Origin of the sequence: Sphingobacterium sp. UBA2610 (assembly GCF_002339225.1) — a bacterium.
Classification (GTDB): domain Bacteria; phylum Bacteroidota; class Bacteroidia; order Sphingobacteriales; family Sphingobacteriaceae; genus Sphingobacterium; species Sphingobacterium multivorum.
In genome coordinates this window covers 237,866-264,196 of record NZ_DDKA01000034.1, presented here as the reverse complement: position 1 = coordinate 264,196, position 26,331 = coordinate 237,866, and the positions used below count along the sequence as shown (strand labels likewise).

Here is a 26,331-nt window from a genome sequence, read left to right as displayed (position 1 = left end):
CTGATCTTGGATCGAATTGAACGAATTACTTGAATTTGTTCATGACTTTCGTTTGTCTACTCGTCACGCTTACATGATTGTGTTTTCTTAAAGAACTTTTCTCGCTTCAACTTCCGTATCCGCTTTATTCCGATAGGCATTGCGCCCCTCTTTATCGTTTTGTTTTTCCCTTCGTTTCCGTTGGGACTGCAAAGGTAGAAATCTTTTCTGAACTTCCAAAAACTTTTTGAAGTTTTTTTTCTTTTCCCTTTTTTCGATTTCCGCGTTTAAAATAAACTGAGCGGGATTTTAAATCCTGCCAGACTTCTCTTAAACCCTTCTTTTTTCATGGCTCCTTCTCTCGAAGTAACCGTCCCTCCCTTGCGGAGTGGTGCAAAGATAGGGAGTTTACTAACAAACTTCCAAGCCTTTTGTTTATTATTTTTTAATATTAAAGTTAACTAACTGTAACATTGAACGATTCATTTAAGATAGCTATGCTTTAAACCGTCCTATCAGGTAAAATTAACCAATTAAACGGCCAAGCTGCTTGCTATAAATTTCAGTTCGCCCCCTTCCTTAACAAGCAATTTCACCGCTAAAAAAGCAAGCTAAATATATTTTACGACCTTCTTCAATATCATATAAGGTCGTTATCGAAACAAAAAAGGTCCAGACGAATGTCTGGACCTTCCTATATAAAATAATCGAGTAACGATTAATCTTCTTCTTTCGAAGCCAACAATTGATCGTACTCCTCGCGAGAGCCCACGATTAAATTGCTGTATTGACGGATACCTGTACCAGAAGGGATCAAGTGACCAACAATTACGTTTTCTTTCAAACCTAATAAGTTATCACGTTTACCTGCGATAGCAGCCTCGTTCAACACTTTTGTAGTCTCTTGGAAAGAGGCAGCAGAGATGAACGATTTCGTACCCAATGAAGCTCTGGTAATACCTTGCAACAATGGACTTGAAGTAGCCGGAATTGCTTCACGAACTTCAACAAGTTTTAAGTCACGACGTTTCAGACTAGAGTTCTCTTCTCTCAACTTACGTAAAGAAACAATTTGTCCCGGACGTAAATTATTAGAGTCCCCTGCATCAACAACAACTTTCTTGTCAAACAAAGAATCATTTTCTTCCATGAAATCCCATTTGTTAACGGCTTCTTTTTCTAAGAAACGAGTATCTCCTGGATCTTCGATGTTAACTTTTTGCATCATTTGGTGAACGATCGTCTCGAAGTGTTTATCGTTGATCTTCACACCTTGCAGACGGTATACCTCTTGGATACCATTCACAATGTAATGTTGCACTGCTGATGGACCTTTGATCGACAAGATATCCGCAGGAGAGATCGAACCATCTGATAATGGCATACCAGCTTTCACAAAGTCATTATCCTGAACAAGGATATGTTTAGAAAGAGGTACCAAGTATTTCTTGATTTGACCATCACGAGACTCGATAGACATCTCACGGTTACCACGTTTCACACCACCCAATGTTACCACACCGTCGATTTCTGTTACTACAGCAGGGTTAGAAGGGTTACGTGCTTCGAATAACTCCGTTACACGTGGTAGACCACCTGTGATATCTCGCGTTTTACCTGTAGAACGAGGGATTTTAACGAGGATACCACCTTCTTTCACTGTTACACCATTAGCAACTGCAACGTGGGCGCCTACCGGGATATTGTAGGTACGAATAACCTCTCCCGATTTATCAAGAATCTTGATGGATGGGTTTTTCGTTTTATCACGTGTTTCAATAATTACCTTCTCTTTGTGACCAGTTTGCTCATCTGACTCTTCACGGAAGGTAACACCTTCGATAATTGCGTCAAATTCAACTTTACCAGCAAATTCAGAAATAATTACTGCATTATATGGATCCCATTCGACCAATTTATCGCCTTTAGCTACTGTACCGCCATCCTCAACGAACAACTGTGAACCATAAGGGATATTTTGTTGGAATACGATTTTATTATGTGCATCAATGATCTTAACCTCACCAGAACGTCCTAAGACTACCTGATGTGTGCCATTATCGTTTGTTTGCGAAACAGTACGTACGTTTTCAAATTCGATTTTACCATCGTATTTAGAAATGATACTTGAATCAGCAGCAATGTTCGATGCCGTACCACCCACGTGGAATGTACGAAGTGTCAACTGTGTACCTGGCTCACCAATTGATTGAGCGGCGATAACACCCACAGCTTCACCTAACTGAACACGCTTACCTGACGCCAAGTTACGTCCGTAACAACAAGCACAAACACCACGCTTAGACTCACAAGTTAATACCGTACGAATCTCAATTCCTTCGATACCTGCTTTTTCGATAGTTTCGGCAATTTCCTCAGTGATATCTTCATTTGCAGAAACGATCAATTCGTCAGTATCCGGATGAAGAACATCATGCAATGGTGTACGACCCAAAATACGATCGAACAATGGTTCAACAACATCATCATTATCTTTCAATGCTGTTGTATAAATACCACGTAAACCACCACAATCTTGTTCCACAACGATCATATCTTGCGCTACGTCATGTAAACGACGTGTCAAGTAACCCGCATCCGCTGTTTTCAATGCTGTATCGGCAAGACCTTTACGCGCACCGTGGGTAGAGATAAAGTACTCCAATACGGACAAACCTTCTTTAAAGTTTGACAAGATCGGGTTTTCGATAATCTCACCACCAGAAGTACCTGATTTTTGAGGTTTCGCCATCAAACCACGCATACCACATAACTGACGGATCTGCTCTTTCGAACCACGGGCTCCAGAATCCAACATCATGTAAACTGAGTTGAATCCTTGGTTATCATTCGAAAGAATATCCATAACGTGTGCCGTCAATCTGTTGTTGATACGCGTCCAGATATCGATGATTTGGTTGTAACGTTCGTTGTTTGTAATGAAACCCATGTTATAGTTATTCATTACTTCTTCAACCTCGTTAGTTGCTTGTTGAATCAATTCAGCTTTCGCAGCAGGAATGTTCAAATCTTCCAAGTTGAACGAAAGACCACCTTTGAAGGCCGTTTGATATCCCAATTCTTTCATATCATCCAAGAACTGTGCTGCACGGGCCATACCCGTAGTCTTCACAATTTCACCGATGATATTACGCAAAGATTTTTTCGTAAGCAATTCATTGACAAATCCCATTTCGTCAGGAACAACTTGGTTGAAGATCACACGACCTACAGTTGTTTCTAATAAGGTATCAACGATGCTACCATCTTTTTGTCTAACTTTTGTTTTTACTTTAATCCAAGCGTGAAGGTCAATTTGCTTCTCATTTAAAGCGATGATAACCTCTTCAGCCGAATAGAAAGTCATATCTTGACCTCTTACGATGTGATCGCCAGCAGTTCTACGGCCTTTAGTAATATAGTAAAGACCCAATACCATGTCTTGAGATGGCACTGTGATTGGAGAACCATTCGCAGGGTTTAAGATATTGTGCGCACCTAACATTAAGATTTGGGCTTCCAAAACTGCAGCATTACCAAGCGGTAAGTGGACTGCCATCTGGTCACCGTCAAAATCGGCGTTGAACGCTGTACACACTAATGGGTGTAATTGAATAGCTTTACCCTCTACTAATGTAGGTTGGAAAGCCTGAATACCCAAACGGTGAAGCGTAGGTGCACGGTTTAGCAATACAGGGTGACCTTTCAATACATTTTCAAGGATATCCCATACCACAGGATCTTTACGATCAACGATTTTTTTAGCTGATTTTACTGTTTTTACAATACCACGCTCGATCATCTTACGAATGATAAACGGTTTGTAAAGTTCTGCAGCCATATCTTTAGGAAGACCACACTCGTGTAATTTCAAGTGAGGACCTACAACAATTACCGAACGAGCCGAATAATCCACACGCTTACCTAACAAGTTTTGACGGAAACGACCTTGTTTACCTTTCAAAATATCAGATAAAGACTTCAATGCACGGTTACCTTCTGTCTTAACAGCGTTCACTTTACGTGAGTTGTCAAACAAAGAGTCTACCGCTTCTTGAAGCATACGTTTTTCGTTACGTAAGATTACTTCAGGAGCCTTGATTTCGATCAAACGTTTTAGACGGTTGTTACGGATAATCACACGACGATATAAGTCATTCAAATCCGAAGTCGCAAAACGACCACCATCCAAAGGCACTAAAGGACGTAATTCAGGTGGAATGATTGGAACGATTTTCACAATCATCCATTCTGGACGATTCTCGATATTTTCACGTGAACTACGGAAAGCCTCAACCACATGAAGGCGTTTTAACGCTTCATTTTTACGTTGTTGAGAAGTTTCGTTAGCAGCTTGGTGACGTAAATCGTATGACAATTGATCCAAATCAATACGTTTCAACAAATCTTCTAACGCCTCAGCACCCATCTTGGCAACGAATTTTTGAGGATCGTTATCGTCTAAATATTGATTTTCTTTTGGTAAGGTATCTAAAATATCTAAATATTCTTCTTCAGTCAAGAAGTCCATAAAGTTGATACCATCTTCTTCTTTAATACCAGCTTGGATAACCACATAACGTTCGTAGTAAATGATCATATCCAATTTCTTGGTAGGAAGTCCCAATAAATAACCAATTTTATTAGGAAGAGAACGGAAGTACCAGATGTGTGCAACAGGAACAACCAAATTGATGTGTCCCATACGCTCACGACGTACTTTTTTCTCAGTTACTTCAACACCACAACGGTCACATACGATACCTTTATAACGGATACGTTTGTATTTACCACAGTGACATTCGTAGTCCTTCACAGGACCAAAAATGCGCTCACAGAATAAACCGTCACGTTCTGGTTTGTAGGTACGATAGTTAATCGTTTCCGGTTTTGTAACTTCACCACTTGAGCGTTCCAAAATAGTTTCTGGAGAAGCCAAGCTGATCGTAATCGAAGTGAAGTTGCTTTTAATTTTATTATCTTTTTTGTAAGACATACTTATTCAAAAGTTAAAGCTTTATAAAGAAGCTTTGAAGGACTGAGCCCTTCAAAGCCCTATTTGCTTAATTAATCCAATGTGATATCTAGACCCAATCCACGTAATTCGTGTACCAATACGTTGAACGATTCTGGTACCGATGGTGTCGGAAGGTTGTTACCTTTTACGATTGCCTCGTAAGTTTTGGCACGACCAACCACGTCATCCGATTTCACAGTCAAGATTTCTTGAAGGATGTTAGACGCACCGAATGCTTCCAATGCCCAAACCTCCATCTCACCGAAACGTTGACCACCGAATTGCGCTTTACCACCCAGAGGTTGTTGTGTGATCAATGAGTACGGACCGATTGAACGTGCGTGCATTTTATCATCAACCATGTGACCTAATTTCAACATGTAGATTACACCCACTGTCGTCGGTTGATCGAAACGGTCACCTGTCAATCCGTTGTACAAGTATGTACGTCCAGATTTTGGTAGGCCAGCTTTCGCAACCCAATCTTGTACTTGATCCATTTCAGCACCATCAAAGATAGGTGTAGCAAATTTCACACCCAATTTTTGACCTGCCCAACCCAATACGGTTTCGTAGATCTGTCCCAAGTTCATCCGTGAAGGTACCCCTAGTGGGTTCAACACGATATCAACTGGTGTTCCATCTTCTAAGAATGGCATATCCTCATCACGTACGATACGTGCAACGATACCTTTGTTACCGTGACGACCGGCCATCTTATCCCCTACTTTCAACTTACGTTTTTTAGCAACGTAAACTTTAGCCATCTGCACAATTCCTGATGGAAGTTCATCACCGACAGATACTGCGAATTTATCACGTTTGAATGAACCTAACTCTTCATTAATCTTGATATTGTAATTATGAAGAGCCATTTTGATCAACTCGTTTTTATCTTCGTCAGTTGTCCATCCCATTGGGTTGATGTTGTTGTAATCTAATTCAGCCAGGATTTTTTGCGTAAACTTAGCTCCCTTAGCAACCAACAACTCTTTATAGACATTGTATACCCCTTGGCTTGTTTTACCATTCACGACAGTGAATAATTTTTCAACCAAACGATCTTTCAATGATTTAACTGCTCTATCGTGAGCAACCTCTAGTTTCTCTAAAGTTTTACGTTCAACCTCTTTAGACATTTTCTTCGCACGCGAGAATAACTTCGTATCAATAACAACACCTTTTAATGATGGTGGAGTTTTCAATGAAGCATCTTTCACGTCACCAGCTTTGTCACCAAAGATTGCACGTAATAATTTCTCTTCTGGAGAAGGATCTGACTCACCTTTAGGTGTGATTTTACCAATTAAGATATCACCACCACCAACTTCAGCACCGATACGGATAATACCGTTTTCGTCTAAGTCTTTTGTCGCTTCTTCAGATACGTTAGGAATATCAGCTGTTAACTCTTCTTCACCACGTTTTGTATCACGAACTTCAAGTTCGAATTCTTCAATGTGAAGAGAAGTAAACCAGTCTTCTTTCGCTACACGCTCAGAAATTACGATCGCATCCTCAAAGTTATATCCTTGCCAAGGCATGAATGCTACTTTCAAGTTACGACCTAATGCCAATTCACCATTTTCAGTTGCATAACCTTCACATAATACCTGTCCTGGTTCAACTCGTTGACCTTTCTTAACGATAGGTTTCAAGTTCATACATGTATTTTGGTTGGTTTTCTTGAATTTGATCAATTTATACGTTTTGACATCATCATCGAATGATACAAGACGATCATCGTCGTTTCTGTCGTAACGGATTTTGATTTCATCAGCATCTACATATTCTACTACACCATGACCTTCCGCATTGATCAATGTACGTGAATCTTTCGCTACACGACCTTCAAGACCAGTACCTACGATAGGAGCTTGTGGACGCAATACAGGCACGGCCTGACGTTGCATGTTCGATCCCATCAATGCACGGTTGGCATCATCATGTTCCAAGAAAGGAATTAATGAAGCCGCAATAGATGTAATTTGGTTTGGAGCAACGTCCATATAATCAAGCATATTAGGCTCGATAATTGGGAAGTCACCCTCATATCTGGCTTTCACTTTCGCATCTTCGAAATTACCTTTGTCATCATACAAAGCATTCGCTTGTGCGATTGTTTTACCATCTTCATCCTCAGCAGATAAATATACTACTGGCTCGTCAACCACAACAACCCCACCTTTTACCTTACGGTAAGGAGTCTCGATAAATCCTAAGTGGTTAATTTTCGCATGTACAGCCAATGAGGAGATCAAACCGATGTTTGGACCCTCAGGAGTTTCAATTGTACAAAGACGACCGTAGTGTGTATAGTGAACGTCACGAACCTCGAAACCTGCACGCTCACGGGAAAGACCACCTGGACCTAAAGCTGACAAACGACGCTTGTGCGTAATTTCAGCAAGAGGGTTAGTTTGGTCCATGAACTGAGACAACTGGTTTGTACCAAAGAACGAATTGATTACGGACGAAAGTGTACGAGCATTAATCAAATCGGTCGGCGTAAACACCTCATTATCACGAATGTTCATACGCTCACGGATTGTACGGGCCATACGAGATAGACCTACACCAAATTGAGCATATAATTGTTCACCTACAGTACGTACACGACGGTTTGACAAGTGGTCAATATCATCTACTTCAGCTTTAGAGTTGATCAAATTGATCAAATACTTCACAATCGCAATGATATCCTCGCGGGTTAATACTTTCGTATCATCCGGAGTTCCCAACTTCAACTTACGATTGATACGGTAACGACCTACATCACCTAAATCGTAACGTTTGTCAGAGAAGAATAAACGATCGATGATACCACGAGCAGTTTCCTCATCTGGTGGTTCAGCGTTACGCAATTGACGATAGATATGTTCTACCGCTTCTTTTTCTGAGTTGGACGTATCTTTTTGTAAAGTGTTATATATAATAGAATAGTCCGCATTGTTTGATTCATCATCTTTCGCTAAGATAATAGACTTAACGCCAGCTTCGATAATCAAATCAATGTGATCTTCTTCTAGAACAGTTTCACGCTCAAGGATAATTTCGTTACGGTCGATAGATACAACTTCACCTGTATCCTCATCCACGAAATCTTCTACCCATTTTTTCAATACCCTAGCCGCAAGACGACGACCAACATATTTTTTAAGACCAGATTTACTAACTTTTACTTCATCCGCTAAATCGAACAATTCTAAGATATCTTTATCCGAATCGTAACCGATAGCACGCAATAAGGTCGTAACTGGGAATTTCTTTTTACGGTCGATGTACGCATACATGACGTTATTTACGTCAGTTGCAAATTCGATCCAAGATCCTTTGAAAGGAATTACCCTTGCAGAATAAAGTTTAGTACCATTTGTGTGTCTACTTTGACCAAAGAAAACGCCTGGTGAACGGTGTAATTGCGATACGATGACACGCTCTGCACCATTTACCACGAAAGTACCTTTAGGAGTCATATAAGGGATAGTCCCTAAATATACATCCTGAACAATAGTTTCGAAATCTTCGTGTTCTTCATCATTACAAGATAACTTTAACTTAGCCTTTAAAGGAACGCTATAAGTCAAGCCGCGCTCGATACACTCTTGGATATCATAACGTGGTGGATCAATGAAATAATCCAAAAACTCTAGCACAAAAATGTTTCTTGAATCAGAAATAGGGAAGTTTTCCGAGAATACCTTGAACAGCCCTTCCTGATGGCGGTTGTCAGAAGTAGTTTCTAATTGAAAAAACTCCTTGAAAGATTCCAATTGCACATCTAAGAAATCTGGATATTCCAATACTTTCTTACTTGTCGCAAAGTTTATTCTTTCTTGTTGAATATTATTGTTTGCCAAGGGAATATGAATTTTAGTTTTAAAAAAACTGCGCTTACACTTATGCTGTAAACCACCTTTCCACTGTGCCCAGCATATACACAGCATAGTGGCGTATTGATATAAATAGGAATAGACTCTGACGAAAAATCGTCAGAGTCTAAACCTTTTCGGGCTAATTAGTTGAGATTATTTAATCTCAACAACAGCACCAGCTTCTTCTAATTGTTTTTTCAAAGCTTCTGCTTCGTCTTTAGATACACCAGCTTTTAATTCTTTAGGTGCACCGTCAACTAAATCTTTAGCTTCTTTCAAGCCTAATCCAGCTAAATCTTTAACCAATTTAACTACAGCTAATTTTTGACCACCAGCTTCTTTCAAGATAACGTCAAATGAAGTTTTCTCTTCTGCAGCAGCAGCACCACCTTCAGCTGGAGCAGCAGCTACAGCAACAGCAGCAGCAGCAGGCTCGATGCCATACTCGTCTTTTAAGATATCAGCTAATTCTTTAACTTCTTTTACTGTTAAGTTAACTAACTGTTCAGCAAGTTGTTTTAAATCTGCCATTTTATTTTGAATTTTTGAATGTACTTTATAAAAATTGTTAATTAAATTGTAACGAATGTTTCTGTTCTAGAGGATTCGTTAACCTCTTTCTTCTAAAGCCTTTACTAAGCCAGCAACAGTATTTCCTCCAGATTGAAGAGCTGAAATAACATTTTTCGCAGGTGACTGCAATGCAGCGATAACATCAGCGATAAGTTCGTTTTTAGATTTAAGATTAACTAATGCAGTTAATTGATTATCTCCAACGAATGCGGTTTGCTCAATGTAAGCAGCTTTCAATACTGGTTTATCACCAGCTTTGCGAAGCTCTTTGATCAATTTTGCAGGTGCATTTGCAACTTCAGAAAATAACATTGTAGAAGCACCTTTTAGTGTTCCAAAAATATCTTCTTCGTCAACACCAGCTTCGATCAATGCTTTTTTGATCAACGTGTTTTTTACCGCTTTAATTTCGATACCTTGCTCGAAACATTTGCGACGGATGCCATTTATTTTTTCAACTGTTAAATCAGCAGTATCGGTAATGTAAAAGTTACCGTAAGATTTAATCTGTTCGGCCAAAGCTAGAACAATTTCTTGTTTTTCTTCTTTTCTCATGATTAAATACCTGCTACTGATTTAGTCTCAATATGAATACCAGGACTCATAGTTGAGGAAATGTGAATACTCTTAAAGTAAGTTCCTTTAGCTGCAGATGGTTTCAAACGAGCTAGAGTTTGTAATACCTCTAGTGCGTTATCATATATCTTATCTGCATCGAACGACGCTTTACCAATAGAAGTATGGATGATACCGGTTTTGTCAACTTTGAAATCGATCTTACCACCTTTTACATCTGTTACAGCTTTACCAACTTCTGTTGTAACTGTACCAGTTTTAGGGTTAGGCATCAAGTTTCTTGGACCTAAAATACGACCCAATTTACCAACTTTAGCCATAACACTAGGCATAGTAATAATGATATCAACGTCAGTCCAACCACCTTCAATTTTGCTGATGTAATCATCTAAACCTACGTAGTCTGCACCTGCCGCTTTAGCTTCTTCTTCCTTATCAGGAGTACACAAAACTAAAACACGAACAGTTTTACCAGTACCGTGAGGTAATGTTGCAATACCACGAACCATTTGATTTGCTTTACGAGGATCTACGCCCAAACGAACGTCGATATCCACAGAAGCATCAAATTTGGTCAATGAGATTTCTTTAACTAAAGCCGAAGCTTCTTTCAAAGAGTATGCTTTACCAGCTTCAATTTTGGATAGTGCCGCTTTTTGATTTTTTGTTAATCTAGCCACTTTTCTTAAATTGATTTCTTAATTAATTGTTCCAAGGAGCATTACCTGATACAGTAATACCCATACTACGTGCTGTACCAGCTACCATTTTCATAGCAGCCTCTACAGTAAATGCATTTAAATCAGGCATTTTATCTTTAGCGATTGTCTCAACTTGTTCCCAAGTGATAGCCGCAACTTTTTTACGGTTAGGCTCGCCAGATCCACTTTTTAATTTAGCAGCGTCTTTCAACTGAACTGCAACCGGTGGAGTCTTGATGATAAAATCAAATGATTTATCAGCGTAAACTGTAATGACAACAGGCAATACTTGACCTGGTTTGTCTTGCGTACGAGCGTTGAACTGTTTACAGAAATCCATGATATTCACACCTTTAGCACCCAATGCAGGTCCTACTGGAGGTGAAGGATTCGCAGCTCCGCCCTTAACTTGTAATTTTACTAACGCACTGACTTCTTTTGCCATTTTGTTTTGAATTTAATTTTGTTAAATGTCTGTTAGTAAGTTGGAAGCAAATAACGTAACATTCATCGATCGGGACGTAACACCCCAACCGAGGTGCAAAGTTAATAAGAAGATTTGAATCCTGCAAGTATCTAACTTTTAATTTTTCAGGAATTTATACTTTTTTTAAAAAGCTGGCATCCATTCGTTTATTTTTCAAATATATCACCGACCGTCTTATTCTCCCCGAGCATAAAAGCCATCAAAACTATTTACAAATACAATAAAAAAAACACTAATAACCAACGTATATAGCATGTATTTCATCGGGTTCGGTTTCAAGTTTCTCATCGTTCAACGGTAAAACCCGATAAGGCTACTCTTTAATTTTTAAAATATTTCCCAGTTGACCATTAACCCCTTTAGGCAAAGCGGGGATTCCGTACCTATCGAGATCATTCCAATAGGTGCTCTGATAATCACTGCTTCCTTTCAGAAATATACTTTTTGCAAATTGCTTTTTGTATTCAGTAAATTGATCTGTGGTGATATATTCCTTTTCAAGCACATAAAATTCATCATATGACTCTATCGGCATATATTCAGTTTGGCTCTTTTTTTTAAGACCACCGACAGATGACCTAACCACACTGACCAAATGATCCATTGTTAAATTATCCGGAGTTACATGCGCATACGTTTCTATCGTTACGCCACTATGTTGACGGCCCTGTATTTTAAATATCTTTCGGTCAATTGAGGTACCCGGCGCTACCCGATTTAGATATACCTGCCCTTTTCCCTCGTTGGAAACTTGTACAAAGCCCATGTTTGTACTCCCTTGTTTTATAAACCGCCGACCTTTATCCTCCTCCAATCGAAATCCTTTCGGCAACTGATAGGCGATCGAAGTGTTTTTAAGATTGATCACGCTTGGATTATAGGAAAAAAAAGTTCCCATCTTGTCAGCGAGGTCTTGCGTAGCAACTTTATTTTCAAAAATCCGGTACTCCTTCAAAATAAACCGGACTTTTTCTTTCTTATTCTTTAGTGGAATATAATACGCTATTGTGCCATCGACAAAATACCCCATCTTACTATTAAGTAAAGCAAGGTTCCGAAAATACCCTTTTAAAACAACATAGTCAGCCTTGGTCCGATCGCCTATCGCTACTTCATCAATCTTAATTGATCGGGGAACCATTTTGATCTTGCCCATCGTCTTTACTTCCGAAAAAGGCACCATCAAACTACTATAGGCAACATGCTGAAAAGTTAGATTAACGGTCTTTTCCTGTTTCAACGAATCCAACACAACTTCTCCGGCTATATTTGTTGCACCAAGTAAGCTACCGTTATCCGCATACAGATTGACACCACTTATAGGTTCCTGTGTTAGGCTATCAATGACTTTAATTTGTGCATTGGTCAAAACAGAAATCATCGTTAATATCCCGATAATAAACCCTATTCTTATTTCAAATTTCATTTCAGTCTTTTTTATTTGCACTTTATTAATTAATTAGGGATTAACAGTATCCGATAATCTTCTATAATTCTACTTATTTGTTTCTGGTCCTATTATACCCCTCATTAAATGCTTCAATAAAAGCACTACTATTCATGATAACATAAATAATGAAAGTTAGCACCGCTACTATTGCTACAAATTTTAAAAGCTTCTTAATTTCCATAATTATTTAGACTTAACTACTGTCCCAAAAATAGACATTATGAAATAGTTGTACCACAACCTGTGGTTATATAGCGACAAATTTAACGCGAACTATCAATTAATCAATTGGAGGTTTTCACCAAGCTTTTTTGCTAGACCATCATTGACCGGTGGAATATGATAGTCTTCCAACTTCTCCCAAAATCGTGTCTTATAATTGCTTTTATGGGGCTTTGTATAAATACTCTGCATCAAGCCCTTTTGATTGGATTTATATTCCTCTTCCGTTATATACCCATTCTCCATGACATAAAATTCATTAAGTATCTCACAAGGAATATGGCCGTATTCTTTTTTGCGTTTTAAAGACGCAACAATATTTTGGTAAAGAGCTGTTAAATTGAAAGGCGTCATGCTGTTTAATTCTGTTGCATTATAATTTTCGACTGTAACCTCATGAAATGTCTTCGCCTCGAGGCTAAAAAGTTTCTCATTCACTACACTATCAGGCAACACTTTATCCAAATACAATTGAACATTGCCTAGATCAGCGTCTGTCGTTAGGTATCCTACCTCATTCCCTTTTTTCAACAAGTGAATACGGTTCGACCCATCATTTTCCTTAACGAGATCATTCAGTCGATCCGCTAATTTTCTATTATCTATTTCCGTAATCCTAGGAATCTGGAAGAAAGATCGCATTTTTGCATTATAATCCTTAGCGACAATAGAATCCACAAACACACGATAATCAACCAATCTATATTTAGGTTTACCCTTTTTCAACGGAATATAAAACTCTACAATTCCGTCCGAAAAACACTTATACTGATCATCAAATGTCTCTAGGGAGCGGAAATACCCTTTCAATACCACGACTTCTTTTGGCTTTGCATTAACAGTGACCTCTTTTAAGACTTGAGCTCTAGGCTCCAAAAAATATAGTTGTTTATCGTCCAGCGATACTAATGAAAAGGTTTTGTTTTCATAGGAGATATGTTGTACCGTAACTGCTAATGGTAGTTTTTGCTTCTTCACTCCATTATCGAGAAACTGAGTTACACCAGTTTTATCTGTAAATCCAATCAATGTCCCTTTTTCATTGTAAATATTTAATGAGGGAATTGGCAACTTATTCTGAGCGCCGACAAACTGTATCTGAGCTTTGCATAATAGCCCGGTTAACAAACAGATCAGAATAAATATAAATTTTAGTTTCATATGCATAGTCAACCTACTAAAAGGCTACTATATTGGCCATGCCTGTAGCGCAACTCATTATTTTTATACCTATATTTTCATGAGAACGGCTATAAAGCTCACCAATATATGTAAACCCAATCCATAGGTAAAATCAATTACTATCAAGCTATAACCTGTTGCTCCTAAGTAACCAGATCAAGCCCTTTTCACCAGAGAGGTGTCCAGCTCCCACAGTAATAAAGCAACCCTGATCTTTGATCAAATTCGGAATAATCGTTATCCAGTTTATATTCCGAATTTTGTTAACTTTACTTTGTTCATAGCACATATCTTTTTATAAAGCTCGCCGATGTAGACTTCGCTTAAATGTAGCAACATTTTGGCTCCAATCAGAAACACTATTATAAAATGTACAATGTAGCTTGTCCCTCATCAATTTCGACTATTTTTTTGGAAATCGATTACTGAACGCCAAAATTTTATTATCTAAAATATTGATGGATAAAAACCATTAGATTAATAATAGCATGAAGCAATGTGGTATGCCAAAGTCCTGAACCTTTATTCTTAAACTCCATAATAAAAAAGAATAAGACTAAATTTATACCCATCAAAAAAGTATAAATTAAATAATAAGAGCTATATAAATGAGTCAAAGCGAAAAGAAGGGCAGAAATTAAAACTATCCATATTTTTTTCTTTTTAAAAAAAACATATGTAGACAGAAGTTTTACGGGTATAAATTGAAATAGTAATGTCTCAAAAAATGGCCCTAAAATTAGTGCATATATGAATATTTTCAATATACTTTGATCTCGAGTTACCGCATTTGAAACCGATTCAAACTTGAATAAATCAATAAGTATTACGTGACACAAAACATCAATACTCAGATAAGAAACTAGCATAAGAGTATATAAATAAAGCACAGGTAATTTCAACAATCGATTTATATATTTTGACATGTATTTCCTTTTTGATGAAACTGTATGATAAGTCTATATGGATAAACCTTTACAACAGTAAGTTACGAAAGAATAATTTAACCAGCTAAAACGGACAATTTTCACATCGTAAATTGTCCGTTTTTCATTTTAGATAGTGATCTTAAGCGACTTCATAAGTTATAAATTAAAACTTTAAGGCATAACTACACCTAACATATAAGGTCTTACCCGTAACGGTTCTTTGCAATGAGCATATGGGGTGAGCATTTTCCAAATAATTCCAAACTTTATAGATTTGAAACCTTGCTTCGCAAAGGATACGAATACAATACCATGAATCAATTCATTAAGAACGACACCGATAATAATGACAATGCCATAAACCCATCATGCATTCGAAACTTTATGATATAGGCGATCTTTAATTGCCGCCAGCTCTTTCTTTAGATCCCACAATAAATAAAAGGGCACTCCATATAAAACGATGAGACAATCGAAAAACAATAAGCGTATTCTATCAAGGGACTATACTTCCTTTATCTCAAAAAATAACAATCCTAATCAATTGTCGTCAAGCTATAACCTTTTGCTCTAAGTAACGAGATCAAGCCCTTTTCACCAGACAGGTGTCCAGCTCCCACAGCAATAAAGCACCCCTGGTCTTTGATCAAATTCGGAATAATCGTTGTCCAGTTTATATTCCGCCCTGTCAAGAGCTTTTCTTTCTGTTCGACAGACATCCATGTAGGATCCTCAATCAATGCAGTTAATTCTTTGAGGTTTTCATTTTTATAGGCATTGACCATTTTGGCCGTTAGAGCGGGATATTTATCCAACTGCAATACCCAGTCCATAAATAACTTTGGCGTAATCAAGTCTTTCAATAACCCGAATTGATAATCTGCTGTTTCAAGTTCGCCAATTGTTTTACCCTGAGCGGAGGCCAGAGCCGATAGCTCAATTTCATATGATTTCAACTTTGTTGGATCAGGACAATTAAAGCCTTTCATTGAAAATAAGGAAGCCATTGTTACCGGTGAAACATGATCCAATAATTTAATTGAAAGCTGCTGTGCCAACAAGACGCTATCCATTTTACGCACTTCGCTATCGGTAAAGTTTTTAATAAAACTAGGGTCAGGTACGGCAAATGCCTGTAGGACCTCCATATTTTCAGGTTTCGACAGATCCACTTCAAATACGACTTTCTGACTCGAATTAAGCGCATCCAGGCATTTTTGTTTGATCTCAAAATCGTCAGGGCACAACATGTGGATCGTACCAAACAGATAGGAATCTTGTTTAAGTCCATTTCCCGAGATTTTCCACAGCATCGAATTCCCCTGCGCAAAACCACTAAAAGTGATTATAAAAAAAAGTAATAGAAGAATAAAGTGTTTTTTCATCCGTTTAAATTTAAGGTTTTTATTTATTTTTGGCCGCATTAAAACCATCTTCAAATCCTCGAATAAATTCGCCGACATTAGATAGCAGATAGACACAAAATGCCAGAATAGCTATTATTACTACAAATAATAAAATTGTTTTAGTTTCCATAAATATTTAGATTTAGTTACTGTCCCAAAAATAAACATTAGGATATATCTATATTACAAGGGTGAGGCTAAAGGAAAAATTAGGAAGTTAAGAATTTATCACACAAGTATTTAGACTAGAATCTCAGCTCAAATATCGTTTTGTAATCACAAATCCGCTGGATTAGTAACCTTTTTCAAAATAAAGCAACCTCCCTCAGTAGGATGATCAAGTACCAGGTTATCTTTATTCTCTTTATAAATTAAATTTAAAATCATGAAATCTCCGACTGCCGCACCAGAGAAGAAAATTGCAAAAAATAAAAGTGGTAAATTTCCAGTAAAAATTGAATAAATCGCGGGTAAAAAGCCAACAAGGAGAAAAGGCATAACTACACCTAACATATAAGGTCTTACCCGTAACGGTTCTTTGCAATGAGCATATGGAGTGAGCATTTTCCAAATAATTCCAAACTTTATGGATTTGAAACCTTGCTTCGCAAAGGATGCGAATACAATGCCATGAATCAATTCATGAAGAACGACACCGATAATAATGACAATACCATAAACCCACCATGCATTCGAAGCTTTATTATATAGGCTATCTTTAATTGCCGCCAGCTCTTCCTTTAGATCCCACAGTAAACAAAAAGGTATCCCGTATAAGAGAATGAAAACAGCGAAAAACAACATGCCTATCATGTTAGCTTTAGACATACTAATCAATCTCGGCTCTACAACAAACCCTGGATAATCTATTAATTCATTCATTAATTTTCTCACATTATTCTCATCAACTACTCTTCAATTGCCAATAGCACAAGTCAAAACACCATTACTTTCTTTGAACTAGGGTAGAAAAAGTAATAATGTCTTCAAATTATATTTATAGAAGATGCTTTTCTCCTATAAATTTATACCATAGTTTATTCTTATAGCCTGCGATTCATCATTATTTAGTGGTATTAATTTATATACGGGCTTTATTTTTTTGATTATGTGCAACCATTGCACGGATAAGTAGCAAAATTAGAAAAATTCGATAGCCAAATATAATAATCAAGTTATGACTTTTTACTAACAACATAATTTAAATATCTTAATTTAAAGCCCAATCCAATGGAATAATTCTTATATTCACAACTTTTTAATAATTTCAATATCATGCTACTCTCCCCTTTTTTACTTATTTTGGGCCCATATATAAATAAAATGTTAACATTAATAGAAAACCGAAACCTAATAATTCACGTGTGCATTTCTTTCATATCTGGAAACTGTAAATAAGATAACGCCAAACAAGATACTCCTAATCAGAAGACTTGCAAACCCTCCTTCTATCCCATAATTTCCTCCCAACCAATAATCATTGGTTGGCAAAATAAGACTATATAAACCACTTTTTGTTGTTCCACTCATTGGAAGTGAAAATAACCATTGAATATAATTCCAACCGAAGTGTAATCCAACAGGATAATATATAGATTTCGTATGAATATAAGCATATGCATAAATTATACCACCTAGAAAATGGGAAGCAAATGCTGTGGTCGTAAAATGAGAATTTCCTAGATGACATGCAGCAAATAACACAGCGGAAATTATTACTGATTTTTTCTTATTAAAAAATCTACTCAACCCGCGAATCAAATAATACCGAAAGACAATCTCTTCAAAAAAAGCTGTACAGATACATATTAGAAAGATATTAAATTGATCAGACATGGTAATAGTATTGGAGGCTATATCTAAGCCAAACAATAGAAAAAACACAATCAATATAATACTTGATTGTAAAGTACCAAATATTAAAAGTTTTATTTTTTGTTTCAATAAATCAAAATTAGGACGAACCTAAGTAGTAAAGTACTTAGGTTCTTACGTAAAATAGTTTTTATTTTCAAAGCACTAAATTACCCATGAATTGCTGTAGGGCCACCAATGGATCCATCTAGATCTCTCTGTTGAGCCTGAAAAAATCGACCTAAAACCCAAAAAAAAGCTTCTGTCATACCATCTCCACCGTTTACTTCAATAATCTCAGAATTAGTCAATTCTGTTAGTTCTATTTTGTTCATAAATTTACAAGTTTATAAAGCTTCACCATTTATTCCTCTTTCAAATGCAGCAACGTTTTGTCTCCAATCAGCAACGACATTATATAAAAATGTCCCCAAAGCAGCTTGCCACCATCCCCCATCAATTACTTCCATTTCTTTCGCATCCATTTCCTGAACACCGAAACCTTTTAAATCTAATGTATTCATTTTTTTGATTTATAAAAAATTAGTCCCTACTCTATTGTTAGCCTTTTCGGATTCCTGCTCTATTGATCAACACTACTAAATTACTTTTGCTCAATGCACAAAAAAAGCATTCAGAAAATGATTTGAAATAAAATTATCACCCGCATTTGCTTGTCTCATCTGATTTAAATCAAGCAAATGAATATTTTCCTGCTGAACCTCTACCTTGATTTGGATTGAATAGTCTTTTTCATAGTAATACGTATTAAGCGATCTATCAAAAGTAATTGGAGCACCAATATCTCTAAGATATTCAATAATACGGGCCAATCGTGACACAGAAAGCCCGAGGCGGACTGCTAGTTCTGACTGCGTCCCCTTCCTTCTTTGGCGGATCAACTTGTCCAACAAATTAATCCGATCTATATATTGAAATAGCTTCATAATGATTTTAATTTATCGATCCATAAATCTGATAGCGCAGCATGAGCTGATTGAACACCACAGTATATTTGCTGCGGATCGTTTCCGACTCCGCTTTAATCAAATTACTTTTACTCGTATTGACATCATAGATCGATGCCTTGCCCGCTTCAAAACTCCGCAAGGTGTAATCCAAAGATTGCGCTGTTGCCGTGCTCGCTTCTACCGCAATACCATATTGCTTTCTGTTCTCATCCAATTCAAGCAATAGCTTATCTAAGATCTGCTGCTGAGCAAACTTTTCATTATCAATCGCCAATTGTATATTTTGCTGGTTCAAGTCGATCTGCTTCAACTGACGTTTTGTTTTTCCTTTGTTGAAGATGGGCACCGAAACCGTCACAGCGAGCTGCTGGGCAAAGTTGTCTTTACTCTGTACAAAAAAAGATCGCGTATTGTCCGCTTTAAAAGCATTGAAATAGGTACTTCCCAAGCCAGCGGATCCCTTTACCGTCGGAAATAACGCTGCTTTAACCAACTTGGACTCGACCTCAAGTCCAACAGCTTGACTTCGAAACTTAGCAAACACCGGATTATGCAAATAAGCTTCTTCCCGCAGGTTCGATATATCCGAAAAAGTATGCTCTTGCAGAAGATCACTCTCCGCTACTGGGACAGCCAGGCTTAAGTTATTATAGTCCGGGTAGTTCATCAGCTGGGCTAGTTTGAGCAAGGACTGTTGTCTATCTTTGTGATATTGTTGGTATTGCTGTTTCTCCCGTGCCAGATTGGCTTTTGCTTCGGCAACTACCGACACTGCTGTTGCCCCTACCGCCGTACTTTTCTGGGCCTTATCCAAGAGTTGCTGTGAAAACTGCATGGCCGAATCCTGTGAGACCAGCAGTGCCTGAGCCAGCAAGGTCTGCAGATAGGCTTCCATCAGCTGAACGGTAAGATTCCGTTTCAATATCTCTTTTTCGATATGTTCCTGTTCCGCTTCGGAAGCAGCTTTCTTGGCCTGGTTTCGAAAATAGTTATATTGGTATAGGGTCAGCTCCGCATTGATCCCCATGTTGCTATTCAGGTTGTCATTGCGCCGAATCGTACCAAACACATCCTGTGATGATCCAAAAGTGGTATAACCATTTGCGTAGCCGCTCACACTTGGCAAGCGTTCCCGCACTGCCATTTCCTGATCCAGCACTTTTATCTTAGCCTTGATGTCCTGCTGTTTGATCGGCAGATGATGAGCCACAGCATAGTCGATACAATCCTGTAAAGTCCAGGCTCGCTGCGCCAGTACATTCGTAGATAACAGTATGTTTATAGTAATAAACCAACACTTTATCCTACTTCTTTGATAATTGTTCATCATTGAATAAAAAACAACAGTTAGTTTAACACGATCGATTGCTTTTTCCACATATCCTTATAGGTAGACTCTTGGGCTAACAACTGATTATGCTCCCCTTGTTCGATAAGTACACCATCTTTAAGCACCATAATGGTATCGGCCTCGGCAATCGTACTCAACCGATGGGCAATCACAATCATCGTCTTACCCGAATCTTTAAAGCGACGGAATGCCCGCTGGATTACCTGTTCTGTTGAAGTATCCAAAGCTGAAGTTGCTTCGTCTAAAATCAGAATGTCCGGATTGCGGTATAATGCTCGTGCAATGGCAATTCGTTGCCGCTGTCCACCGGATAGCATGGATCCATTTTCACCCAGCTGAGTTTCAAAACCGGCTGGCAACTTTTCAATAAAAGACATCATGTCCAATTCATTGACCACCTGCAAGAGACGCTGAAAATTGGGGATATCCTCACCAACAGCAATATTGCTGACAATATTACCCGAAAAAAGATCGATCTGTTGGGGCACGATGGCAATGCGTTCCCGAAGGGAGCTCTTCGAAATATAGTTCAGATCGTATTGCCCAATAGAAATCTTCCCCTCCTGTAATGGATACAGCTGTTGAATAAGCGCTCCCAGCGTAGTCTTACCGCTTCCACTTTCTCCGATCACAGCCGTCATCTTGCTCTGTTGTATCCGGCAGCTAAAATTTCGGAATACCTCTACCCGTGATCCGTAAGAAAAACGAACATTATCAAAGACAATATCCCCAACCAGATCCGAAGTAAGCTGTAATTTTTCTTCTGATTCTTCGCGCTCCAGATCCATAATTTCAAACAGGCGATCTGCTGCAATCAATGCATTTTGCAATGTCTTGTTCATGCCGATCAATTGCGTCACCGGACCTGTAAAATAACCGATCAGGGCGTAAAATGAGAGTAGTTCTCCCGGTGTGATCGTACGTTCGATCACATAGTATGAGCCAACCCATAAGAGGATAATGGTAAATAACCGTGACAATAACTCGCCAGAGGTATTGGAAAACAAGCCATTCATCACCGAGGCATAAATGGTTTTCAATACATGCGAAAACCGATTGTCTGTACCGCTATTAAAATAAGTTTCAATGCCAAACTGCTTGATAGTCTTGACCGAATTGAGCGATTCGACCAGATGAGATTCCAGTTCGGCCCCTTCTTCCATCATCCGGCGCTCTACTTTTTTGTTCAGTTTATTGGAAAGCCAATAGACCCCTAGATAAAAAGGGATAACGAGCAGCATGATCAAGGCCAGCTTCCAAAAATAGGTAAACATAAGCGCAAAGGAAAAGACCACGATCAACACATTGACGACAGCTTGTATCGCCACATCATTGATAAAAGCACGAATTTTGACTGCATCGTTAACCCGCGATATAATCTCGCCCACTTTCATCGTATCAAAGAAGCGTTGCGGAAGGCTAAATTAAATACAGCCTTGTAGCCCTTAGCTACAAGACTTGTTATAAAATAGAGTTAGGCTCCTGGTTCAGCTGGTGTATCCTGAGATTCGTCGTCCTTTCCAATTTCAATAAAGCCACTACCGTCGCCTTTTTCAATTGCACCCCAAAGAACGCAACCTTTGCCATCACCAGGACATACTTTCACGCCTGCATTTGATGCTTTCACCAAATCAATCTTAGAAATACCTACAAGAGTAAATATTACCGCCAATAAGGCAAGAGAATTTTTTTTTATTGTTTTCATAAAATTAAAAATTATTTATTGATTCCTACTCTATTTTAAAGCTTTTTCGGCAACTGCTTTTGTTGATCAACGATACAAATTTGGGCATTACCCATTACGTCCACCACAACCTGAGGTTGTATTTTAAAATTTATTAGATATTTTTGCGTGATTCACCAACAACTATAAATGAAATTTTTCGATATATTCCCAACTTTTGCCGAAGCCCCCTATTCCTATATTGTCGTACCGATTATATTGGTATGCAGCATCATTGGATTTTATAATAAATCGTTTTTCCATGCACTGATCCTGCACCCCTACGAAATAGCAAGAGGTAAGCGTATTCATACTTTGCTTACCTCGGCTTTGATTCATCGCAACTGGATTCACCTCTTGTTTAATTGTATTGTAATTTTCGGATTAGGGTATGATATGTGTGCTGTCTTAAATCAAGCACACGGAATTACTATTGCTTACGTCTTTACTATATTTATTTTTCTCCTTCTTATAATCCTACCAAATCTCATCCAAACACTTTTTAAAAAGAAAGACTTCACATTTACCGCTGTGGGTTCATCTGGCCTTTCCTTTGGACTATTCGGTTTTTCTGGACTATTTTTCCCTTTGCAAAAAATGAATCATTTATTCATTCCATGGATTCATAATTCAACACACTATTGGATATATGCTTTACTAACATCAGTACTACTTTCCCTCATCAAAATATCCAAAATAAATAGATCCTTACACTTGGTCGCATTTGTTCTTGGCTCCATATTAGCACTAATTATGAGCCCCTATGCTATCGAATTGAAAGACGCATTTTAAGGTTTAAGATAATTCCATATGGATTCTAACCAATTTGTATTTTTCTCACCCTCCCGCTCCGATCCTCCTTCAATCTCCAACACTTCATTTGCATCCAACTCGCTAACATTAATTTCTTTTCCATGATATCTCAATATTTATTTTTATCAAAATTCATGGAAAAGAGGCTGAGCTACCACAACCTAGGGTTATAGACTATAACTAGAAGTTTTAACATTGAAAAACTTCACAACTTCAAGTTATATTTATTAAATTAGGCCATTCGATAATTTGGGTTTTTAAAGAATGGCAAGAGAAGAAATCGGAACAATTATTAGGCAGAAAAGAGAAAGTCTCAGGATATCACAGGAAGCTGTTGCATTCGTTTTGGAGATATCACAGGCTGCCTATTCAAAAATCGAACGCAATGAGACGAAGCTAAAGGTAGAGCAGGTATACAAAATAGCGGATTATTTTGGTATCACGATCTATGAACTTTTACCACCTGCTTTGGCTAGCGATATAACAGGAGAGAATATATTTGGCTTAATCTATCATTATAGCAAACTTGTTCTAAAGAAAATAATTACCTTATTTCAAGGGAAACGATCTCAAAGTAAAGCCTAATCCCCCGCTTACACTTCTCCTTATTTTTTAATAGACTTCAACACCTTATCCAATACCGGATCTTTCCCCTTGATAACATCATCAACACTCCGCACGACAGGAATATCCGGCATGACACCCCTTCCCTCTTCTGATACTTGATAATAAGGTTTGACATCCATTAGGCCAAAACGCCAACGCAGATGGGAGTTTGGAAGTTTCAGCACTGGAAGAACTCCCGCAACTGTGCCACTAGCTGCCCCACCTGTCTCCTCGCCCACAAACACAGCCCGCTTCCCAACTTTTAGATTTGTAGCAATTAAACTCGCAGCAGAAAAAGTACCGCCATCAATCAATACAAATAAATCACCGCGATAGCGACTGCCTTTTGATTTTTCGACTTTACTCCCTGTAAGGTGGGTATAATTTATCCCATCTTTGGAAAAGCTCTTTGTCCAGGATACTACAGCACTTGGTATAATAAATGGTGATAAAATGGGATAAGACCAGCCCGGCAATCCTTTTACCTGATAAAACGGCAAGTTGAATTTTGAGCTGATAACTGCCGGCTGAATAAATTGGAATTTATCTTCTTCCACTAAGTAACTGTATAGTTCACGGACATCGGACAAACGTCCACCCAAATTGCCACGAAGATCCAAGATCAGGTATTGGACCGAATTAAGCTCCAGCCGATCAAAAATCCTTCTATAGGCTTCTTTTGGACGTCCATACGAAAAGTCAACCACTTTCAATAAAGCAACACTACTATCGCCTTTAACAGGGAAAGAGAGCTGTTTACTCATTCTTTTTAGGTTGGCATTATACCCAAAGATTTTACGCTGCTTTTTTTGATCACTTTTCTTCTGATCAGGTTGGCTCACTTTTTTCACAACCGTGGTCCTTATCCCTGATTTAGCCTTTGTATCGACACTGTCAAACCTTCTGACCACAGTCCGCTGATATGTACTATCGGCGCGAGAAAACAAAACCGAAATAGAATCTTTATACCCCAGTTCCAATTGGTAATACCGCGGTAATAAACGCTCAAAAGCCTGATCTATAAATGTCGTATTATAGCCGTCCGACGTAAAGGTTGGACGATATTTTGTGTACAGATTTTGTGGTTGTATACCCTCAATAGAAAGAATTTTAGAGCCTGCTACCAAACTTGAATCTAACGTTCCATTTTTTGAGAGATAGAGTGTATTTTCCTGCCAATGAAATCCCAGTTGTGAAAAGGGACCCTTACTTTTTTGATAACGGACTTTATCCTTACCTTTCGGGTCAAATTTGGAAATAAGGGGACTCAGCGTCATATGCCCCTGCCGAACTTGAGCCAGTACAGATGCTAATGCCAACTGAAACTGATTCGGCAATAATGGCTGACGGATCGCCCTACGAAGGCTGTCGAACTTAACCTTTAACTGATCTTCCCGCACATATAGAAACAAGTCTGGATGCATTTTCCATAAGTTATGCTCAACATAGTTGATATCTTGCTGCATAGCTTCCACCGCCAGGGGAGTTTCAATAAATCGATTGTACTTCTCGACATTTGCACAGCTCAGCAATGTCAGCACATACACCAATACGAATAGATAAATAGTTGGCCTTTTCATTTGTAGTAAGATACAAAAAAAAGCCTTCCAATTTTCATGAAAAGCTTTTCTCTATCGTTAATTACTAATCTTACTCTTTTTCTACTTGCATGTAGTTTAGTTCAAGTGGCGTCTTACGACCGAAGACTTTCACCATCACGATTAATTTCTTTTTATCTTCGTGGACTTCTTCGATTTCTCCGGTAAATCCGTTGAAAGGACCGTCGTTGACTTTCACTGTTTCACCCACATAGTAAGGAACGTTAATGGTTTCACCTTGCTCGGCCATTTCATCCACTTTACCTAGGATACGATTTACTTCTGCTTGGCGCAAAGGAACCGCGTTACCAGCTTTATCGCCCAAGAAACCAATTACACTATTGATATTTTTGATGATGTGCTCTAACTCACCGTCAAGAGCTGCTTCTAATAAAACATAACCAGGATAGTAGTTACGTTCTTTAGCAACTTTCTTACCATCGCGCATCAAGTAGTATTTTTCCATTGGAATCAACACCTGAGGAATCAAGTGCTCAATACCTAAACGGCTAACTTCGGCATCAATATATTGCTTTACTTTCTTTTCTTTACCACTTACAGCACGAACTACGTACCACTTTAAACCTTGATCTGCCATAAATAAATACGATTGAAAAATTAAGAAGCAATACCGTACAAGAATTCTAACCCTACGCTTGAAGCTTTATCCATTACAAAGACAACCAATGCAATAAGAAGAGACGCAACAAGCACAATAACAGCTGAACTTTGTAACTGAGACCATGTAGGCCAAGTCACTTTCTCAGTGATCTCTACATAAGAGTCTTTAAAAAAATCAAGTACTTTTGCCATTTTAGTTTATCTGTTTTTATAAGCACGGGCACCAGGACTCGAACCCAGACCAAAGGTTTTGGAGACCTTCGTTCTACCTTTAAACTATGCCCGTGTATTCCTTATTTTGTGATGCAAATATAGTGTTTTAAACCACTTTCTGCAAATCTTTTTTCACTTTTTTTTATTTTAATCCGATAAATCGCTTATCGAAAAAATAAGCTAA

The 26,331-nt window shown here is 38.1% G+C and carries 27 protein-coding genes, 1 tRNA gene and 1 pseudogene; 2 read left to right on the top strand and 27 right to left on the bottom strand.

Annotation, left to right across the window (positions count from 1 at the left end):
* Positions 1 to 697 precede the first annotated feature (697 nt).
* The 22 genes and pseudogenes from rpoC to B4Z47_RS24065 all read right to left on the bottom strand — a co-directional run bounded on the left by rpoC (position 698) and on the right by B4Z47_RS24065 (position 22,278).
* Positions 698 to 4,975: a DNA-directed RNA polymerase subunit beta' gene (gene rpoC / locus B4Z47_RS24155; RefSeq protein WP_070566328.1), complete on the bottom strand. Its 4,278-nt coding sequence runs from the start codon at positions 4,973 to 4,975 to the stop codon at positions 698 to 700.
* A gap of 71 nt (positions 4,976 to 5,046) precedes the next feature.
* On the bottom strand, positions 5,047 to 8,856 hold the full coding sequence (rpoB, locus tag B4Z47_RS24150; RefSeq protein WP_115049452.1) for a DNA-directed RNA polymerase subunit beta: 3,810 nt from the start codon (positions 8,854 to 8,856) through the stop codon (positions 5,047 to 5,049).
* A gap of 168 nt (positions 8,857 to 9,024) precedes the next feature.
* Positions 9,025 to 9,402, bottom strand: coding sequence for a 50S ribosomal protein L7/L12 (gene rplL, locus B4Z47_RS24145; protein WP_002992785.1), 378 nt, complete (start codon positions 9,400 to 9,402; stop codon positions 9,025 to 9,027).
* A gap of 78 nt (positions 9,403 to 9,480) precedes the next feature.
* The gene (gene rplJ / locus B4Z47_RS24140; protein WP_070566325.1) at positions 9,481 to 9,999 is read right to left on the bottom strand and encodes a 50S ribosomal protein L10; all 519 of its coding nucleotides are present in this window, start codon (positions 9,997 to 9,999) and stop codon (positions 9,481 to 9,483) included.
* A gap of 2 nt (positions 10,000 to 10,001) precedes the next feature.
* Complete coding sequence (rplA, locus tag B4Z47_RS24135) at positions 10,002 to 10,700, bottom strand: 50S ribosomal protein L1 (protein ID WP_046672240.1); 699 nt, start codon at positions 10,698 to 10,700, stop codon at positions 10,002 to 10,004.
* 22 nt (positions 10,701 to 10,722) lie between these two features.
* Entirely contained in the window at positions 10,723 to 11,166 is a 444-nt protein-coding gene (rplK, locus tag B4Z47_RS24130; RefSeq protein WP_070566323.1) for a 50S ribosomal protein L11, read from the bottom strand.
* Between the two features lie 355 nt (positions 11,167 to 11,521).
* Positions 11,522 to 12,634 carry a hypothetical protein gene (locus B4Z47_RS24125; protein WP_201639704.1) on the bottom strand — a complete coding sequence of 371 codons (1,113 nt, stop codon included), beginning with the start codon at positions 12,632 to 12,634 and terminating at the stop codon, positions 11,522 to 11,524.
* 300 nt (positions 12,635 to 12,934) lie between these two features.
* Positions 12,935 to 14,041, bottom strand: a complete 1,107-nt coding sequence (locus B4Z47_RS24120) for a hypothetical protein (RefSeq protein WP_286728097.1) — start codon at positions 14,039 to 14,041, stop codon at positions 12,935 to 12,937.
* 148 nt (positions 14,042 to 14,189) lie between these two features.
* Entirely contained in the window at positions 14,190 to 14,351 is a 162-nt protein-coding gene (locus B4Z47_RS24795; RefSeq protein WP_083295959.1) for a TraB/GumN family protein, read from the bottom strand.
* Positions 14,352 to 14,505: 154 nt separating this feature from the next.
* Positions 14,506 to 14,931, bottom strand: coding sequence for a type II CAAX prenyl endopeptidase Rce1 family protein (locus B4Z47_RS24790; protein WP_376783021.1), 426 nt, complete (start codon positions 14,929 to 14,931; stop codon positions 14,506 to 14,508).
* Positions 14,932 to 15,162: 231 nt separating this feature from the next.
* Complete coding sequence (locus tag B4Z47_RS24785) at positions 15,163 to 15,333, bottom strand: DUF3267 domain-containing protein (protein ID WP_368072491.1); 171 nt, start codon at positions 15,331 to 15,333, stop codon at positions 15,163 to 15,165.
* A gap of 194 nt (positions 15,334 to 15,527) precedes the next feature.
* A complete protein-coding gene (locus B4Z47_RS24115) occupies positions 15,528 to 16,376 on the bottom strand; it encodes a TraB/GumN family protein (RefSeq protein WP_286728095.1) in 849 nt (282 codons plus the stop codon).
* 19 nt (positions 16,377 to 16,395) lie between these two features.
* Positions 16,396 to 16,527: a hypothetical protein gene (locus B4Z47_RS24110; RefSeq protein WP_262896115.1), complete on the bottom strand. Its 132-nt coding sequence runs from the start codon at positions 16,525 to 16,527 to the stop codon at positions 16,396 to 16,398.
* A 146-nt stretch (positions 16,528 to 16,673) separates the two neighbouring features.
* Complete coding sequence (locus B4Z47_RS24105; RefSeq protein WP_070566313.1) at positions 16,674 to 17,279, bottom strand: DUF3267 domain-containing protein; 606 nt, start codon at positions 17,277 to 17,279, stop codon at positions 16,674 to 16,676.
* A 468-nt stretch (positions 17,280 to 17,747) separates the two neighbouring features.
* Positions 17,748 to 18,341, bottom strand: coding sequence for a CPBP family intramembrane glutamic endopeptidase (locus tag B4Z47_RS24100; RefSeq protein WP_070566311.1), 594 nt, complete (start codon positions 18,339 to 18,341; stop codon positions 17,748 to 17,750).
* Positions 18,342 to 18,421: 80 nt separating this feature from the next.
* Positions 18,422 to 18,586 carry a hypothetical protein gene (locus B4Z47_RS24095; protein WP_157625908.1) on the bottom strand — a complete coding sequence of 55 codons (165 nt, stop codon included), beginning with the start codon at positions 18,584 to 18,586 and terminating at the stop codon, positions 18,422 to 18,424.
* Positions 18,587 to 18,598: 12 nt separating this feature from the next.
* Positions 18,599 to 18,775: a hypothetical protein gene (locus B4Z47_RS24090; RefSeq protein ID WP_175441997.1), complete on the bottom strand. Its 177-nt coding sequence runs from the start codon at positions 18,773 to 18,775 to the stop codon at positions 18,599 to 18,601.
* A gap of 90 nt (positions 18,776 to 18,865) precedes the next feature.
* Positions 18,866 to 19,198 (bottom strand): hypothetical protein, encoded by a 333-nt coding sequence (locus B4Z47_RS24085; RefSeq protein WP_115047371.1) that lies wholly within the window; start codon positions 19,196 to 19,198, stop codon positions 18,866 to 18,868.
* 7 nt (positions 19,199 to 19,205) lie between these two features.
* Positions 19,206 to 20,600: a TolC family protein gene (locus tag B4Z47_RS24080; RefSeq protein WP_115047369.1), complete on the bottom strand. Its 1,395-nt coding sequence runs from the start codon at positions 20,598 to 20,600 to the stop codon at positions 19,206 to 19,208.
* On the bottom strand, positions 20,570 to 21,361 hold the full coding sequence (locus B4Z47_RS24075; RefSeq protein WP_286728106.1) for an ATP-binding cassette domain-containing protein: 792 nt from the start codon (positions 21,359 to 21,361) through the stop codon (positions 20,570 to 20,572). Before B4Z47_RS24075 ends, B4Z47_RS24080 begins: the two co-directional genes overlap by 31 nt.
* Before the next feature lie 81 nt (positions 21,362 to 21,442).
* Positions 21,443 to 21,982: pseudogene (locus B4Z47_RS24070) on the bottom strand (ABC transporter transmembrane domain-containing protein); the annotation flags it as partial.
* A 65-nt stretch (positions 21,983 to 22,047) separates the two neighbouring features.
* Positions 22,048 to 22,278 carry a hypothetical protein gene (locus tag B4Z47_RS24065; RefSeq protein WP_070566291.1) on the bottom strand — a complete coding sequence of 77 codons (231 nt, stop codon included), beginning with the start codon at positions 22,276 to 22,278 and terminating at the stop codon, positions 22,048 to 22,050.
* Positions 22,279 to 22,446: 168 nt separating this feature from the next.
* On the opposite strand from B4Z47_RS24065, the gene B4Z47_RS24060 reads away from it, so the two are divergent.
* The gene (locus tag B4Z47_RS24060) at positions 22,447 to 23,088 is read left to right on the top strand and encodes a rhomboid family intramembrane serine protease (protein ID WP_070566289.1); all 642 of its coding nucleotides are present in this window, start codon (positions 22,447 to 22,449) and stop codon (positions 23,086 to 23,088) included.
* Here B4Z47_RS24060 and B4Z47_RS24055 read toward each other — a convergent pair.
* Positions 23,085 to 23,222, bottom strand: a complete 138-nt coding sequence (locus B4Z47_RS24055) for a hypothetical protein (protein WP_286728094.1) — start codon at positions 23,220 to 23,222, stop codon at positions 23,085 to 23,087. The genes B4Z47_RS24060 and B4Z47_RS24055 overlap by 4 nt on opposite strands.
* 151 nt (positions 23,223 to 23,373) lie before the next feature.
* Between B4Z47_RS24055 and B4Z47_RS24050 the strand changes: the two genes are divergently transcribed.
* Positions 23,374 to 23,694 carry a helix-turn-helix domain-containing protein gene (locus B4Z47_RS24050; RefSeq protein WP_070566287.1) on the top strand — a complete coding sequence of 107 codons (321 nt, stop codon included), beginning with the start codon at positions 23,374 to 23,376 and terminating at the stop codon, positions 23,692 to 23,694.
* A 20-nt stretch (positions 23,695 to 23,714) separates the two neighbouring features.
* Here B4Z47_RS24050 and B4Z47_RS24045 read toward each other — a convergent pair whose 3' ends face one another.
* From B4Z47_RS24045 to B4Z47_RS24030, 4 genes are all read right to left on the bottom strand, one after another.
* On the bottom strand, positions 23,715 to 25,295 hold the full coding sequence (locus B4Z47_RS24045) for a S41 family peptidase (protein ID WP_115047355.1): 1,581 nt from the start codon (positions 25,293 to 25,295) through the stop codon (positions 23,715 to 23,717).
* 70 nt (positions 25,296 to 25,365) lie between these two features.
* Entirely contained in the window at positions 25,366 to 25,911 is a 546-nt protein-coding gene (nusG, locus tag B4Z47_RS24040; RefSeq protein WP_046672242.1) for a transcription termination/antitermination protein NusG, read from the bottom strand.
* 20 nt (positions 25,912 to 25,931) lie between these two features.
* A complete protein-coding gene (gene secE, locus B4Z47_RS24035) occupies positions 25,932 to 26,126 on the bottom strand; it encodes a preprotein translocase subunit SecE (RefSeq protein WP_028072657.1) in 195 nt (64 codons plus the stop codon).
* Between the two features lie 23 nt (positions 26,127 to 26,149).
* Positions 26,150 to 26,220: transfer RNA gene (locus B4Z47_RS24030), tRNA-Trp, on the bottom strand.
* Positions 26,221 to 26,331: the final 111 nt, after the last annotated feature.